Origin of the sequence: Cupriavidus gilardii (assembly GCF_013314895.1) — a bacterium.
In the GTDB taxonomy this organism is placed as follows: Bacteria; Pseudomonadota; Gammaproteobacteria; order Burkholderiales; family Burkholderiaceae; genus Cupriavidus; species Cupriavidus gilardii_C.
Map to the genome: position 1 here is coordinate 1 of NZ_JABTYE010000010.1, position 15,791 is coordinate 15,791.

A 15,791-nucleotide genomic window follows, 5' to 3' on the forward strand; every position below is an offset into this window, starting at 1 on the left:
GGTTGGGGCGGGCTGGATATGACCCTCCAGCACGCGCTCGAAGGCCCGTTCGGGGACCACACCGGCTACTACAACGAGCAGGACTGGTTCCCGGTCTTCACGATCGACCGCATCACGATGCGCCGCGATCCGATCTATCACTCGACCTACACCGGCAAGCCGCCCGACGAGCCGGCCGTGCTCGGCGTCGCGCTGAACGAGGTGTTCGTGCCGCTGCTGCAGAAGCAGTTTCCCGAGATCACGGACTTCTATCTGCCGCCGGAAGGGTGCAGCTACCGGATGGCCGTGGTCCGCATGAAGAAGCAGTACGCCGGCCACGCCAAGCGCGTGATGTTCGGCGTCTGGAGCTTCCTGCGGCAGTTCATGTATACGAAGTTCATCGTGGTGGTCGACGACGATGTCGACGTGCGCGACTGGAAGGAGGTGATCTGGGCGATCACCACGCGGGTCGACCCGACGCGCGATACGGTGCTGGTCGACAATACGCCGATCGACTATCTCGACTTCGCCTCGCCGGTGTCGGGCCTCGGCTCGAAGATGGGCATCGATGCCACCGACAAGTGGCCGGGCGAAACCACGCGCGAATGGGGCCGTCCGATCCAGATGGACGCGGCGATCAAGACCCGCGTCGACGGCATGTGGGAGACGCTGTTCGACCGGCCGACCGGCGGCTGAGAGCCCGGATCCCAGACCCCTCGGCGTCCGGCGCCCCAGGCAGCCCGGACGCGGCCTCCGCCATCCCCCGCTATCATCTGCAACCAGAACCGATTACAGGAGACCACGATGGCCAATGCGCTAGACCGAATCCAGGACCGTGCCCTGGTCCGCAGCCAGTCCTACATCAACGGCGAATGGGTCGGCGCCGACAACGGCACCACCTTCCCGGTGATCGACCCCGCCAACAACCAGGAACTGCTGCAGGTCGCCAACCTGGGCGCCACGGAGACCGAGCGCGCCATCGCCGCCGCCGAAGCGGCCTGGCCCGCCTGGCGCGCAAAGACCGCCAAGGAGCGCGCCACGCTGATGCGCCGCTGGTTCGACCTGCTGATCGCCCACACCGACGACCTGGCCGCGCTGATGACCGCCGAACAAGGCAAGCCGCTGGCCGAATCGAAGGGCGAAGTCGTCTACGGCGCGTCCTTTATCGAGTGGTTCGCCGAGGAAGCCAAGCGCGTCAGCGGCGACGTGCCGGCCTCGACCTGGGCCGACAAGCGCATGGTGGTGCTGAAGCAGCCGATCGGCGTGTGCGCGTCGATCACCCCGTGGAACTTCCCGATCGCGATGATCACGCGCAAGTGCGCGCCGGCGCTGGCTGCCGGCTGCACCATCGTGGTCAAGCCGGCCGAGCAGACGCCGCTGTGCGCGCTGGCAATGGCCGAACTGGCGCACCGCGCCGGCATCCCGGCCGGCGTGATCAATATCGTCACGGGGGATGCCGACCAATCGATCGCGATCGGCAAGACGCTGTGCGCCTCGCCGGTGGTGCGCCACCTGTCGTTCACCGGTTCGACGCCGGTGGGCCGCATCCTGATGGAGCAATGCGCGCCGACCGTCAAGAAGATCGCGCTGGAACTGGGCGGCCACGCGCCCTTCATCGTGTTCGACGATGCCGACATCGATGCCGCGGTCGAGGGCGCCATCGCGTCCAAGTACCGCAATGCCGGCCAGACCTGCGTCTGCACCAACCGCTTCTATGCGCACGAGTCGATCTACGACGAGTTCGTCGCCAAGCTGGCGCGCCAGGCCGAGGGCCTGCGGGTCGGCAACGGCTTCGATGCCGGCGTGGCCCAGGGTCCGCTGATCGACGATCAGGCGGTGCAGAAGGTGCGCCAGCATATCGACGACGCGACCTCGCGCGGCGCCCGGCTGCTGACCGGCGGCAAGCTGGTCGAGGGCCTGGGCTCGAGCCGCTTCATCGCGCCGACCGTGCTGGCCGACGCCACCCCCGAGATGCTGATCTCGCGCGAAGAGACCTTCGGCCCGGTGGCCGCGGTGTTCAAGTTCCGCGCCGAGCAGGAAGCGGTCGCGCTGGCCAATGCCAGCGAGTTCGGCCTCGCCTCGTATTTCTACAGCCGCGATATCGGCCGCGTCTGGCGCGTGGCCGAGCAGCTCGAATACGGCATGGTCGGCATCAACACCGGCCTGATCTCGAACGAGGTGGCGCCGTTCGGCGGCGTCAAGCAGTCGGGTCTGGGCCGCGAGGGTTCGGTCTACGGCATCGACGAATACCTGGAGCTGAAGTACCTGTGCCTCGGCGGCATCTGACCGCACGGCGGGCGCGGGCGGCGCCCGCCGCAGCCCCAATCCCTTAAGCCATCCCCGACCGCGCTGCCATCGGCAAGCCGGCGCAAAAGACAAGGCAAAGGAGGAGACATGACGACACTGGAAGACGGCAAGCTGGTCTGGACGCCATCGCCGGCCGTGCGCGAGCGCGCCCGGCTGACGCGGTTCATGCAGTGGCTGCACGACGAGCGCGGTCTTGCCTTCGACGACTACGACGGCCTGTGGCGCTGGTCGGTCACCGAAATCGAAGCCTTCTGGGACGCGATCCGCGCCTACTTCGATGTCCGCTTCGACACGCCGGCCCGGCAGGTGCTGGCCCGCCGCGAGATGCCGGGCGCGCGCTGGTTCGAAGGCGCCAGCCTCAATTACGTGCAGCAGGTCTTCCGCCACGCCGGCGAAGGCGCCGAACGGCAGCGTGCCGCCATCCGCTACGCGGGCGAAGCGCAGCCGCTGACCGAGCTCAACTGGGATGCGCTCGAAGCGCAGGTCGCCGCGCTGGCACATACGCTGCGGCAACTGGGCGTCGGCCGCGGCGACCGCGTGGCGGGCTATCTGCCCAATATTCCGCAAACCATCGTTGCCTTCCTCGCCACCGCCAGCGTCGGCGCGGTCTGGTCCGGCTGCGCGCCGGACATGGGGCAGGTCGCGGTGATCGACCGCTTCCGCCAGATCGAGCCGAAGGTGCTGATCGCCGTCGACGGCTATCGCTACGGCGGCAAGACCTACGATCGCATGCCGGTGGTCGCGCAGCTGGTGCAAGCGCTGCCCTCGCTGACGGACCTGATCGTGGTGCCGCTCCTTGGCACGCCGGAAGGCGGTCTCGATACGACGCCGCCTGCGGCGTCGGACAACCCGGCCCTGCGCCGCCATCGCTGGCACGACACCCTGGCCCACCAGGTACCGCTGCAGATCGACAGCGTGCCGTTCGACCACCCGCTGTGGATCGTCTATTCGTCGGGCACCACCGGCATGCCCAAGCCGATCGTCCATGGCCACGGCGGCGTCGTGATCGAGCAGCTCAAGCTGATGGCGTTCCACAACGACCTCGGCCCCGACGACGTCTTCCACTGGTACAGCAGCAGCGGCTGGATCATGTGGAATGCGCAGGTGGCCGGGCTGCTGCTCGGCAGCACCATCGCCATCTACGACGGCAATCCGGCCTGGCCGGATGCCGGCGTGCTGTGGCGCTTCGCCGAACAGGCCGGCATCACGGTGTTCGGTGCCGGTGCGGCCTTCTACACCGGCTGCATCAAGGCCGGCGTGGTGCCGTCGCGCGAGGCCGACCTGAGCCGCCTGCGCGGCATCGGCTCGACCGGCTCGCCGCTGCCCGCCGAAGCCTACGACTGGATCTACCGCAACGTGCGCGCCGATATCTGGCTGGCGCCGATGTCCGGCGGCACCGACTTCGCCGGTTCCTTCGTCGCCGGCTGCCCGCTGCTGCCGGTCTACGCCGGCGAGATGCAATGCCGGTGCCTCGGCGCCAAGGTCGAAGCCTTCGACGAGGCGGGCCATGTGTTGATCGACGAGGTCGGTGAGCTCGTCTGCACCGAGCCGATGCCGTCGATGCCGCTCTACCTGTGGGGCGACACCGACGGCAAGCGTTACCGCGACAGCTATTTCGATACCTACCCCGGCGTCTGGCGCCACGGCGACTGGATCAGGATCACCTCGCGCGGCGGCGCCATCATCTATGGCCGCTCGGATGCCACCATCAATCGGCACGGCATCCGCATGGGGACCAGCGAGCTGTATCGCGTGGTCGAGGAACTGCCCGAGGTGCTCGACAGCATGGTGGTCGACCTCGAATATCTCGGCCGCGACTCGTATATGCCACTGTTCGTCGTGCTGCGCGAAGGCATCGCGCTCGACGACAGGCTGGTCGACACGATCCGCGCGCGCATCCGCGAGGCGCTGTCGTCGCGGCACGTGCCCAACGCGATCCTGCAGGTGCCCGGCATCCCGCGCACGCTGTCGGGCAAGAAGATGGAGGTGCCGATCAAGAAGCTGCTGCTCGGCCACGACCCCGACAAGATCGCCAACCGCGATGCGATGGCCAATCCCGACACGCTGGACTGGTACTTCGATTACGCGCGGCAGTATCTGCGCGAGACCAGCGCCGCGACGGCGTAGGGTTTCGGGGCGGGGGCATGTCGCACCGGTATCATGCGGCATCCCCTTCGATCGTCTTCGGTGACACCATGCCCAGCACTCCGACGTTTCGTTTCCAGGACCAGGACCTGATCCGCATCGGCGACGAACACAACGCGCTGCTCCTTGCACCGTGGGCCGGCGGCCGTCTGGTGCGCTGGCTGCATCGCGGCACCGATATCCTGTACTGGCCGGACAACGCCGACTGGTCGCGCCCGGCCAAGGTCCGTGGCGGCAATCCGCTGCTGTTTCCATTTATCGGTCGGCATTTCGTCGACGGTGAACCCGGCAAATGGCGCGATGGCAACGGCGTGGTACGTCCAATGCCGCAGCACGGCTTCGCGCGCGACCTGCCGTTCGAGATTGCGCAGTGCGATCCGGCACGGTCGATCACGATGGCGCTGACCGACTCCGAAGCGACGCGCGACGCCTACCCGTTCGCATTCCGCTTCGAGGTCCGATACCGGCTGTTGCCCGAGGGGCTGGAGGTCGGCCTGGCAGTGCGCAACGTCGGCACCGAGGCGCTGCCCTTTTACGCCGGGCACCACTTCTATTTCGCCGTGCCGCACACGCTGCGCGGCCAGTGCCAGCTGACGATGCCATCTGCCGACAGGCTGCGGCAGCGTCCCGAGGGCAAGCTGACCGCCGCCGAGGTGGGAGAGCCGATCTACCCGCTGAACGATCCGCGGCTGCAGGACACCTTCCATCGCCTGCATCGCGTCGGCCGCAACACCTGCAAAATGCGCATTCCCGCGGCGGACGGTAACGGCAGCAACGGCCGCACGATCACCTTGCACCTCGACGGCGAGCACGACTCGGCTTGCTGGCACGCCGTAACGACGTGGAGCGAACGCGACGACTCGGACTTCTATTGCGTCGAACCGTGGCTAGGTCTGCCCGACGCGATTCATCGGACGGGGGAAGCGCTATGGGTCGCGCCCGGGGGTACGACCGAGGCGGTGTGCCGGCTGCTGCTGGCGTAGCCGCCTTGCGCGCCCGGCCGAATCGCGCATAAAATGGCCGCCTTACGCGGGCGTCGTATAATGGCTATTACCTTGGCTTCCCAAGCCAAAGACGTGGGTTCGATTCCCATCGCCCGCTCCACCCCTCCCCTGCAGTCAATCCCCACTCCTGCAAGCTCGGTCCGTAAGCACGCGAACGGTCAAGGCCGCGTTCGTTTTGCGCTACGGTCCGCAGGCGGCTTCCCCGCATAACGCAGCGCCTCGATCAGCAAGGTCATCGCCCGCGACGAGTGCCGGCGGCTTGGGTAGTAGAGATGGTAGCCAGGAAAGACCGGGCACCAGTCCTCGAGCAAGGGCACCAGGTCGCCCCGCTCCACATGGGCCAGCACCATGTTTTCGGGAACGAAGGCCAGTCCCATGCCGGCCAGGGCGGCGGTCACCATCTGGTCGCTGTCGTTGGCCACGAATTGCCCGTCCACGCGGATATTCAGTTCGCGCTTGCCTTTCCTGAACTCCCACGCATACAGCCCGCCGTAGGTAGGCAAATACAGGTTGATGCAGCGATGCCCCGTCAAGTCCTTCGGCGTCCTGGGAGTGGCTTCCCGGCAAGGTAGGCCGGCGACCCGACGACGGCGAAGCGCACGTCGGGACCGATGCGCACGGCGACCATGTCTTGCGCGACGAGGTCGCCCAATCGCACGCCCATGTCATAGCGATCGGCGGCGATGTCCGACAGCCCGTTGTCGAGTATCAGCTCGACGCGAACATCGGGGTACGTCCACATGAAATCGCCCAGACGCGGCCACAGCACCGAATTGGCGGCGTGCTCGGTGGCGGTGATGCGAATGGTCCCGCGCGGCTGGTCGCGCAGCTCGGCGATGGCGCCAAGTTCGGCCTCGACCTCCTCGAGGCGGGGGGCCACGGTGGCCAGCAGGCGCGCTCCCGCCTCGGTGGCGGAGACGCTGCGCGTCGTGCGCGTCAGCAGCCGGACGCCGAGCCGGCCCTCCAGGCCTCGTACCGCCTGGCTCAAGGCCGACTGCGACACACCCAGCTGCGCCGCCGCGCGGGTGAAGCTGCGCGCCCGCGCGACCGCGATGAAGGCGGCCAGATCGTCGAATGTCGTGCGCGGCATTGATAAGCCCTCCTTATAACCGCGTGCGAATCTAGCATCTTTTTCCGCCAACGGCGGGCGCGTAAAGTCGCCCCAGACAGTGGCGGGCCCCCGAGCGGCGGCGGGCCGTCAGTCAATGACCGAAGGAGCATCGCAATGAAGACATCGCTGACACGAACGGCCCTGTGCGCCGCCGCGCTGCAGGCGGCTGTCGCCGGCGCGGCGGAGCCGAAGGCGACGGAAGGGCAGCGCATCACCGGCGTCGGCAGCCAGGCTTCGGTCGCCGGTCCGGCCGAATACTTCACCGGGCGCGTACGCGTCGACCCGCTGTGGCCCGCCGGAGAAGATATCCATGCTTCGGGCGCGATGGTGACCTTCGAGCCCGGTGCGCGCTCGGCCTGGCACACGCATCCGGCGGGGCAGCGTCTGGTGGTGGTCTCGGGAGTCGGCCTGACCCAGGAATGGGGCAAGCCGGTGCAGCAGATCCGCCCCGGCGACGTGGTCTGGTGCCCGCCCGGCGTCAAGCATTGGCACGGCGCCGCGCCGACGACCGCGATGACCCATCTGGCGGTCACCGGCACCAGGGACGGCAAGAACGTCGAATGGATGGAGAAAGTCAGCGATGACCAGTATCAAGCGCGCTGACGCCTGCATCGGCCGCATGGCCAGCCGCATGTCCGGCCGCATGTCCCCCGGCGTCTCCGTGGTGCTGGCCGTGGCGCTCTGCGCGGCCACCGCACCGTCCCACGCCCAGCCGATCCCGCAGCAGTCCACAGGCATGAAGCAAACTCCAGCCGCATCCCACACGCTCGACGCCCGCCAGCAGGCCATCGTGCCGATCGCGGCCTTTGCCGCGGCCGGCGACATCGCGAAACTGAACGCTGCGCTCGAGCAGGACCTCGACGCGGGGCTGACCGTCAGCGACGCAAAGGAGATCCTGGTGCAGCTCTACGCCTACGCCGGCTTCCCGCGCAGCCTGAATGCGCTGGCCGAACTGATGAAGGTGCTGGAGTCGCGCCGGCAGCGCGGGCTGAGCGATGCACCCGGCCGCGAGCCAAGCAAACCCATACCCGACGGTGAAGCGTTGCACGCGGCCGGCACCGCCAATCAGACCCGACTGGTCGGCGCGCCCGCCAGCAGCCCGGTGTTCGAGTTCGCGCCCGCCATCGACGAATATCTGAAGTCGCACCTGTTCGGCGCCATCTTCGAGCGGGACAACCTCGACTGGCAAAGCCGGGAGCTGGCGACGGTCAGCATGTTGTCGGCACTGCCAGGCGCCGAGTCGCAGCTGCAATCGCATATGCGGATCAGCATGAATGTGGGCATCACCCAGGGCCAGTTGCGACAGCTCGCGCAGGTGCTGAACGAACGTGTGGATGCCGATGCTGCCCGGCGCGCGACGCAGGCGCTGGCGCGCGCCACGGCGGCTCGCTGAAGCATCGATTGATCGATGGGGTGCATAGATGCATGCGGGCCATGCCCCTTAATCGATCCGCGCGAGCGCCCTACAGTAGCGGTACGCGCCCCGGCTTCGGGGCGATTGCATTTGTGAAAGGAGAATCGCTGATGGCTGTGAAAGCATACGGCGCCTACGCCGGCGACAAGCCGCTCGAGCCGATGGAGATCACCCGCCGCGCGCCCGGCCCCCATGACGTCCAGATCGACATCGCGTACTGCGGCATCTGCCACTCCGATCTGCATCAGGTGCGCGCCGAATGGGCCGGTACGCAGTTTCCCTGCGTCCCGGGTCACGAGATCGTGGGCCGCGTCACCGCCGTTGGTGCGCACGTGACGGGCTTCCAGCCCGGCGATCTGGTCGGCATCGGCTGCATCGTCGACAGCTGCCAGCACTGCGCCGAATGCGACAGCGGTCTGGAGAACTACTGCGACGGCATGGTCGGCACCTACAACTCGCCGACGCCCGACGCGCCCGGTTGGACGCTGGGCGGCTACTCGCAGCAGATCGTCGTGCACGAACGCTACGTCCTGCGCATTCGCCATCCGCAGGCGCAGCTCGCCGCGGTAGCTCCGCTGCTGTGCGCGGGTATCACTACCTATTCGCCGCTGCGCCACTGGAATGCCGGTCCCGGCAAGAAAGTCGGCATCGTCGGCATCGGCGGCCTGGGCCACATGGGCATCAAGCTCGCCCATGCGATGGGCGCGCATGTGGTCGCCTTCACCACGTCGGAATCGAAGCGCGAGGATGCCAGGGCCCTCGGCGCGGACGAGGTCGTCGTGTCGCGCAACGCCGACGAAATGGCCGCGCATGCGAAGAGCTTCGACCTGATCGTCAACACCGTGGCCGCGCCGCACAACCTCGATGCCTTCCTCGCGCTGCTCAAGCGCGATGGCACGCTGACACTGGTCGGCGCACCGGCCTCGCCGCATCCGTCGCCCGAGGTCTTCAGCCTGATCTTCAAGCGCCGCTCGCTGGCAGGCTCGATGATCGGCGGCATCCCCGAGACGCAGCAGATGCTGGACTTCTGCGCCGAGCACGGCATCGTTGCCGACATCGAACTGATCCGCGCCGACCAGATCAACGCCTCCTACGAGCGGATGCTCAAGGGCGACGTCAAGTACCGCTTCGTGATCGACAACGCGACGCTGGCCGTTTGATGCTGGCTTGATGCTGGCTTGATGCTGGCTTGATGCTGGCTCGATGCTGGCCTGATCGCGTTCCTGCCCACCCCCCTGTCTTGTCGCCCGCTCTCCCGGACCGGTTCTTCGTTCCGGGGAGCCTTATTTTTTTCACCGATGAATCCAAGCCCTTCCGCCCATCACGCCGCGCACCGCGACCAGCCCGCCGCCTGGGGCGCGGTGCTGGCCATGTCGCTGGGCGCCTTCGCGCTGGTCGCCTCCGAATTCATGCCGGTCAGCCTGCTGACGCCGATCGCAGCCGACCTGCACATTACCGAGGGACAGGCCGGACAGGCCATCTCGATCTCCGGCGCCTTCGCGCTGCTGACGAGCCTGTTCATTTCGTCGCTGGCCGGCCGGCTGGACCGCAAGGTGCTGCTGGTGGGGCTGACGCTGTTGATGGCGGTATCGGGGACGGTCGTCGCGCTGGCGCCCAACTACGCGATCTTCATGGCCGGCCGGGCGCTGATCGGCGTGGCCATCGGCGGCTTCTGGTCGATGTCCGCCGCGACGGCGATGCGGCTGGTGCCGCAGCGGCATGTGCCGCGCGCGCTGGCGATCCTGAACGGCGGCAATGCGTTGGCGACGGTGCTGGCCGCGCCGCTGGGCAGCTTTCTCGGCGCCATTGTCGGCTGGCGGTGGGCGTTCTTCGCCGTGGTGCCGGTGGCGATGATCGCGCTGGGCTGGAAGCTGCTGAGCCTGCCATCGATGGCGGGCCGGCGCACCGACGGCTCCACCAACGTCTTCCGGCTGCTGAGGCGGCCCGCCGTGGCATGGGGCATGGCGGCGGTCAGCCTCTTCTTCATGGGGCAGTTCGCACTGTTCACCTACCTGCGGCCCTTCCTGGAGACCGTGACGCATGTCGACGTCGCCACGCTGTCGCTGATGCTGCTGATCGTCGGCGTCGCCGGCTTCGTCGGCACCACGGTGATCGGCGCGTTGCTGAACGATGGCCTGTACCGGACGCTGATCGCGATCCCCGCCTTGATGGCAATCATCGCCGTGGCGCTCGTTGCCGCGGGAAGCTCGGTCGCCACGACGGCGGTGCTGCTGGGCTTCTGGGGACTGCTCGGCACCGCCGCGCCGGTCGGCTGGTGGACCTGGCTCGCAAGAACGCTGCCGCGGGACGCCGAAGCCGGCGGCGGCCTGATGGTGGCGATCGTCCAGCTCGCCATCATGCTGGGCGCGACCGTGGGCGGCGTGCTGTTCGACTGGAGCGGCTACCGCGCGACCTTCGAGGCCAGCGCGGGGCTGTTGGTCATCGCCGCCATCCTGGCGGTATTGACCGCTCGCGCCGCGCGATCCGAAGCCTCGCCACCCGGGTCGGCCGCTACCGAGGCCTGCCTGCGTTGATCCATTGCTCGACCTGTCGCCGGGTCAGGCGATAGTCACACCGCTAACCCGCAGCATTGCCGGGCGCCAGCGGCGCTCGGTCATTGCAGCAGTACGCCTGCGGTAAAATGGCGCCCTGACGAACGTATCCTCTGGCCGCCGCTCTCGCCCTGTTCGGTGAATCGCCCGGCGGCCTTTTTGTTGCCATGCTTCCCGACGAATCGACCCCTACCCTGCCCGACGACGAGATGTCCGGTGCTGCCGGCGACCCGAGCAGCCCCGCGGAAGACCCCGCCGCCAACGTCGCCCATCCGCGCCGCATCCGCTCCTTCGTGCGCCGGGCGGGACGGACCTCGACGGGCCAGCAGCGCGCCATCGAGGAGCTCGGCCCCCGCTTCGTGCTGCCCTACACCGGCCAGCCGCTGGACTGGCAGGCAGCGTTCGGGCGCGAGGCGCCGTCGATCCTGGAGATCGGCTTCGGCATGGGGGAGACCACGGCGCATATCGCGCAGCTGCGGCCGCAGGACAACTTCCTGGGCTGCGAGGTGCACGAGCCCGGCGTGGGCGCGCTGCTCAAGCTGATTGGCGAGCGCGGTATCGACAATATCCGGATCCTGCAGCACGACGCGGTGGAAGTGGTCGCCCACATGTTGACCGAGGAGTGCCTGGACGGCGTCCATATCTTCTTCCCCGATCCGTGGCACAAGAAGCGCCACAACAAGCGCCGGCTGGTGCAGCCGCCGCTGGTCAAGCTGCTGGCGAGCCGTTTGAAGTCCGGCGGCTATCTGCACTGTGCGACCGACTGGGAGGAGTACGCGCACCAGATGGTCGAGGTGCTGTCGGGCGAGCCCGCGCTGGCCAATACCTCCGACGCGCCCGGCGGCTTTGCCGAGCGGCCCGATTACCGGCCGGTGACCAAATTCGAGCGCCGCGGACTACGGCTGGGGCACGGTGTGTGGGATGTGGTGTTCCGCAAGCGGGGATGAGCCAACGCTGAACCGTTCAGGCGCCCGACGGTGTTCTCCCTCTCCCGCGAGCGGGAGAGAGGAGCAAACCCAGGGCAGAGTTCAACGCCAATCAACCGTGCCAGGCCACGATGCCCAGCTGCGCGGTGGCCAGCACCAGAACGCCGAACACGATCCGATACCAGGCGAACGGCTTGAAGTCGTGCGTCGCGACAAAACGCAGCAGCCAGCGCACGCACAGGAACGCGGACAGGAAGGCGAACACGAAGCCGATCGCGAACACGCCGATGTCATCGGCCGACAGCAGGTTGCGCGCCTTGTATAGCTCATAGACGCTGGCGCCGAAGATCACCGGGATCGCCAGGAAGAACGAGAATTCGGTCGCGACCTGGCGCGACAGCCCGAACAGCATGCCGCCGATGATGGTTGCGCCCGAGCGCGAGGTGCCCGGCACCAGCGCGAAACACTGTGCGATGCCGACCTTCAGCGCATCGCGCCAGTTCATGTCGTCGACCGATTCGATGCGCGGCGCGCTGGCCTTGGCCGCTTCCAGCAGCGCATTGCCTTGCGGATGCGAGACCTGCCCGCGCCGGCTCTCGCGCCATTCGGCCAGCAGGATCACCAGCCCCCCGACGATAAAGGCGGTGGCCACCGTGATCGGGTTGAACAGATAGGCCTTGATCCATGGGCCGAGCAGAAAGGCCAGCGCGATCGCCGGCACCGTGGCGATGATCACGTTCATCGCGAAACGCTGGGCGCGCGGCTCGGTGGCAAGCCCGCCGACCACGTCGACGATGCGCCGGCGGAACTCCCAGCACACCGCCAGGATCGCGCCGAACTGGATCACGATCTCGAAGATCTTGCCCTTCTCGTCGTTGAAGTTCAGCAGCTCGCCGGCCAGGATCAGGTGCCCGGTGCTGGAGATCGGGAGAAACTCGGTCAGACCTTCGACGATGCCGAGGATCAGGGCTTTGAGGGCAATGGCGATATCCATGCGATAACGGGCAATTGGAGCGATTCAGGGACAAGGCGCTCGCCGGCCGGCGCATTGGCGCAGCCACACGAGCACGCGGTAATACCAGGGGACGACCCGTGGCGGCATGGCCATGCCGCCCTGCGAAGACCGTGCGAACGCCGGCTTCGCCATGCATATTGTTGTTGCTGTTACTGCCGGTTGATCTTGACGTTGATGCCATCCGGCAGCACGGTGATTGTACCGGGCTCGACACGCGAGCCGCCGAACTTCAGCTCGTCGGGCTTGAACGTATAAAGCGGATAGTCCTGCAGCAGCTGCTCAGCCAGAATGCCGCCGAGCGCGTTCAGCTGGCGCGAGTACTGCTGCGGCAGGCCGGCCACGTCGAACTGCTTGACCTCAGGATCCTGCAGCACCACGGACTTGGTCGCCGGGTCGTAGCGCAGCGCGCTGTCGAGCGCGAAGCGGCCCTTCATCGCCTCGCGGAAGAACAGCCGGTTGTCCAGCGTGGCGTCGAACGTGATGCTGACGCGATTGCGCTGCGGATCGAGCAGCAGCTGCGGGTTGGCAAGCTGGATGTCGAACAGCTGCATGTAGCGCTGGCTGAACGGGAATTTGCGCTCGAGCGCCGCCTGCAGCTGGCTCTGCGAGAAGGTGTAGTCGTTGCCGACCCAGCCGCAGCCGGCCAGCCAGGCCGTCAGGGTCAGCGCGGCCGTGCCGCAGGCCGCCAGCCAGCGCCGGCGAGAAATCGTGGCCATCCACAGGTCTCCAGGTTGGGGTCAGGCGCCCCGGGCCGATGCCGGCGCGGTCGCGACCTCAAGTTGCGTCAGCCAGTGCAGCGCCGCCTCGCGCGATTCGCCGCACATCTCCGCCGACGGCTGCAGGCCGCCGCAGAAGGCGGGCCGCTCGGGGCGGCCGAACACCGCGCAGCGCATATCGGGCAGCAATTGCGCGCACGGCACGCCGGCCGGCTTGCCGTGGGGCATGCCCGGCAGGGGCGAGGCGATCGACGGCGCGATACAGCAAGCGCCGCAACCGGCACGGCAGGAAACGTCAGACTGGCAGGGCATCGCAATGGTTCAGAACGCTTTGGCGGGAATCCGGCCGAGGTCGCGTTCACTCCGCCGACCGGCGCCAAAGCCGCCATTGTGCACCAGCGCATCGCCGGGGCCTGTGTTCCGGCCCACATCCGCTGTCGCCCCCGGTCACCCACGGTCCTCATGCCCGGCCGCCGGCCGGCGCCGCGCTTGACCGCTCCCGGACCGCACACTACATTACTGACCCATCGGTTATTAACTTCGCCGCCCGCCTCGGCGCGGCGCCCCGCCTGCAGTGAACCCACCCCAAGCCCACCGCCTCGATGCCGCGACGCCGTCCGACGCGGCAGAAAGCCCGAGCGCCAGCGAAATCCACGGCGCGCCCGAAGCGCGACGCTGGTCGCGCCGCAAATCCGCCCGTCCGCAGGAGCTGGTGGCGGCCGCGCTCGAGCTGTTTGTCGAGCGCGGCTACGCGGCCACGCGGCTCGAGGACGTCGCCGCCGCGGCCGGCGTGTCGAAGGGTACGGTCTATCTGTACTTCGCCAACAAGCAGGAACTGTTCAAGACCGTCGTGCGCGAAAACCTGGTGCCGGCGCTGGTGCGCGGCACCGATCTGGTCGACACCTATGAGGGCTCCACCCCGGAGCTGCTGCGCGAACTGCTGCGCGGCTGGTGGGGCCTGATCGGGGCGACGCCGGTGGCGGGCCTGACCAAGCTGATCATGGCCGAATCCGCCAACTTCCCCGATATCGCCCGCTTCTACCACGAAGAAGTGATGGTGCCAGGCGACGAGCTGTTCGCGCGCGTGCTGGCACGCGGCGTCGCCCGCGGGGAATTCCGCGCGTTGCCCGCCAATCCGACCACCACGCTGATCTGTGCCCCGCTGGTGTTTCTGATGCTGTGGCAGCGCGCGTTCAGCATCGGCTCCGACCGGGACATCGATCCCGAGGCGTTTCTCGACAACCTGCTGCAGGTGCTGCTGTTCGGCCTGACCGCGGGCGCCGCCCGCGATACGCCGCTGCCGCCGCAGGTCGGGCCCTATGTCTGGGAACAAATCCGCGACGAGATGCAGCAGGTGCAGGCCCAGGCCCGATCGCAAGGCGACGCGCCGGCCGATTCCGCCGCGCACGCCAACGGCCGCCCGGCCCCGGCCGTCTCTGCCGAACCGAACGAACCGAAACCGAAGCGCCGCCGCACCGGCCGTGCCCCCTGACGATGAAGATCTCGCGTAACAAGCTGCTGCTCGCGGTGTTGGGCCTGGCCGTGCTGCTCGGCGCCGGCGCCATGGTGCGCAAGGCCAGCGGCAGCAAGCAGCCGCCGGCCGCGGCGGCCACTGCTCCGGCAGCCAATGTGGTCGAGCTGCTGCAGACCGACGTGGTCGCCGCCGGCACCCACGATCTGCGCGTGACCCTGCCGTTGTCGGGCAGCCTGCGCGCGCTGAACCAGGCTGCCGTCAAGGCGAAGGTCTCGGGCGAGGTGCGCGACGTGCTGGTGCGCGAGGGGGAGCCGGTGCGCGCCGGTCAGGTCATCGTGCGCATCGATCCGACCGAATACCAGGCCAAGGTCACGCAGGCGCGCGGACAGATGCTGGCCCAGCGCGGCCAGTACGAGAATGCGCGGCAGACGTACGAGCGCAATCGCGACCTGGTCGGGCGCGGCTTCATCTCGAAGACCGCGTTCGACAAGTTCCAGTCCGAGCTCGACGTGGCCAAGGCCAATCTCGATGCGGCCGAGGGCGGGCTGGCGGTCGCGCAGAAGGCGCTGGCCGATACCGTGGTCAAGTCGCCGCTGGACGGCATGGTCGCGGTGCGCTCGGTGCAGCCCGGCGAGAAGGTGTCGCCGGACACGGCACTGCTCGAGGTGGTGGACCTGCGCGTGCTCGAACTGGAAGCGCCGGTGCCGATGGCCGATGTCGGGCGCGTGGCGATCGGCCAGCCGGTGCAGCTGGACGTCGAGGGCGCGGGCCGCTTCGAAGGCAAGCTGGTGCGCATCAATCCGGCGGTCACGCAGGGCACGCGCAGCATCATGGTCTATGTCCGCGTCGACAACCCCGAGCATCGGCTGCGCGCCGGCATGTTCGCCCAGGGCGGCCTGGTGCTGGGGCAGCGTACCGGTGTGGTGTCGGTGCCGATCACCGCGGTGCGCACCGAGGGCGAGCGCGCCTTCGTCTATGTGGTCGAGAACGGCGTGCTGGCCGAGCGGCCGGTGCAACTGGGCATTCGCGACGACAGCACCGGGCTGGTCGAGATCGCCGGCGGCCTGGCCAGCGGCGCGCAGGTCGTGCGCAGCAACCTCGGCACCTTGCGGGTCGGCAGTCAGGTTCGCCTGATCAAGGCCTGAACG

Annotated in this window: 14 protein-coding genes, 1 tRNA gene and 1 pseudogene; 12 read left to right on the forward strand and 4 right to left on the reverse strand. The window is 68.1% G+C overall.

The features are described from left to right. The 5 genes from HTY53_RS11605 to HTY53_RS11625 form a co-directional block, all read left to right on the forward strand. The coding region (locus tag HTY53_RS11605; protein WP_174106741.1) for a UbiD family decarboxylase at positions 1–675 on the forward strand (675 nt) is incomplete at its 5' end. Between the two features lie 108 nt (positions 676–783). Beyond that, on the forward strand, positions 784–2,265 hold the full coding sequence (locus HTY53_RS11610; protein WP_174106742.1) for an NAD-dependent succinate-semialdehyde dehydrogenase: 1,482 nt from the start codon (positions 784–786) through the stop codon (positions 2,263–2,265). 108 nt (positions 2,266–2,373) lie between these two features. Next, entirely contained in the window at positions 2,374–4,413 is a 2,040-nt protein-coding gene (locus HTY53_RS11615) for an acetoacetate--CoA ligase (RefSeq protein ID WP_174106743.1), read from the forward strand. A gap of 68 nt (positions 4,414–4,481) precedes the next feature. Further along, the gene (locus HTY53_RS11620; protein WP_174106744.1) at positions 4,482–5,414 is read left to right on the forward strand and encodes an aldose epimerase; all 933 of its coding nucleotides are present in this window, start codon (positions 4,482–4,484) and stop codon (positions 5,412–5,414) included. A gap of 46 nt (positions 5,415–5,460) precedes the next feature. Next, positions 5,461–5,535: transfer RNA gene (locus HTY53_RS11625), tRNA-Gly, on the forward strand. A gap of 58 nt (positions 5,536–5,593) precedes the next feature. Here the strand turns inward: HTY53_RS11625 and HTY53_RS11630 are convergent. Further along, positions 5,594–6,525, reverse strand: a pseudogene (locus HTY53_RS11630) (LysR family transcriptional regulator). A 135-nt stretch (positions 6,526–6,660) separates the two neighbouring features. On the opposite strand from HTY53_RS11630, the gene HTY53_RS11635 reads away from it, so the two are divergent. From HTY53_RS11635 to trmB, 5 genes are all read left to right on the forward strand, one after another. Beyond that, on the forward strand, positions 6,661–7,149 hold the full coding sequence (locus tag HTY53_RS11635) for a (R)-mandelonitrile lyase (protein ID WP_174106745.1): 489 nt from the start codon (positions 6,661–6,663) through the stop codon (positions 7,147–7,149). A 133-nt stretch (positions 7,150–7,282) separates the two neighbouring features. Next, complete coding sequence (locus tag HTY53_RS11640; protein WP_254599928.1) at positions 7,283–7,939, forward strand: carboxymuconolactone decarboxylase family protein; 657 nt, start codon at positions 7,283–7,285, stop codon at positions 7,937–7,939. A 131-nt stretch (positions 7,940–8,070) separates the two neighbouring features. Then, entirely contained in the window at positions 8,071–9,120 is a 1,050-nt protein-coding gene (locus HTY53_RS11645; RefSeq protein WP_174106746.1) for an NAD(P)-dependent alcohol dehydrogenase, read from the forward strand. 138 nt (positions 9,121–9,258) lie between these two features. Next, on the forward strand, positions 9,259–10,494 hold the full coding sequence (locus HTY53_RS11650) for an MFS transporter (RefSeq protein WP_174106747.1): 1,236 nt from the start codon (positions 9,259–9,261) through the stop codon (positions 10,492–10,494). Between the two features lie 185 nt (positions 10,495–10,679). Further along, complete coding sequence (gene trmB, locus HTY53_RS11655; RefSeq protein WP_174106748.1) at positions 10,680–11,459, forward strand: tRNA (guanosine(46)-N7)-methyltransferase TrmB; 780 nt, start codon at positions 10,680–10,682, stop codon at positions 11,457–11,459. A 91-nt stretch (positions 11,460–11,550) separates the two neighbouring features. On the opposite strand, the gene HTY53_RS11660 is transcribed toward trmB, so the two are convergent. From HTY53_RS11660 to HTY53_RS11670, 3 genes are all read right to left on the reverse strand, one after another. Then, positions 11,551–12,432 carry an undecaprenyl-diphosphate phosphatase gene (locus tag HTY53_RS11660; protein WP_174106749.1) on the reverse strand — a complete coding sequence of 294 codons (882 nt, stop codon included), beginning with the start codon at positions 12,430–12,432 and terminating at the stop codon, positions 11,551–11,553. A gap of 170 nt (positions 12,433–12,602) precedes the next feature. Continuing rightward, positions 12,603–13,169: a DUF1439 domain-containing protein gene (locus HTY53_RS11665; RefSeq protein ID WP_174106750.1), complete on the reverse strand. Its 567-nt coding sequence runs from the start codon at positions 13,167–13,169 to the stop codon at positions 12,603–12,605. A gap of 21 nt (positions 13,170–13,190) precedes the next feature. Then, a complete protein-coding gene (locus tag HTY53_RS11670) occupies positions 13,191–13,481 on the reverse strand; it encodes a YkgJ family cysteine cluster protein (protein ID WP_174106751.1) in 291 nt (96 codons plus the stop codon). Between the two features lie 262 nt (positions 13,482–13,743). Here HTY53_RS11670 and HTY53_RS11675 point away from each other — a divergent pair, with 262 nt between their 5' ends. Then, a complete protein-coding gene (locus HTY53_RS11675; protein ID WP_438820949.1) occupies positions 13,744–14,661 on the forward strand; it encodes a TetR/AcrR family transcriptional regulator in 918 nt (305 codons plus the stop codon). A gap of 8 nt (positions 14,662–14,669) precedes the next feature. Next, on the forward strand, positions 14,670–15,788 hold the full coding sequence (locus HTY53_RS11680) for an efflux RND transporter periplasmic adaptor subunit (RefSeq protein WP_438820951.1): 1,119 nt from the start codon (positions 14,670–14,672) through the stop codon (positions 15,786–15,788). Positions 15,789–15,791 lie beyond the last annotated feature (3 nt).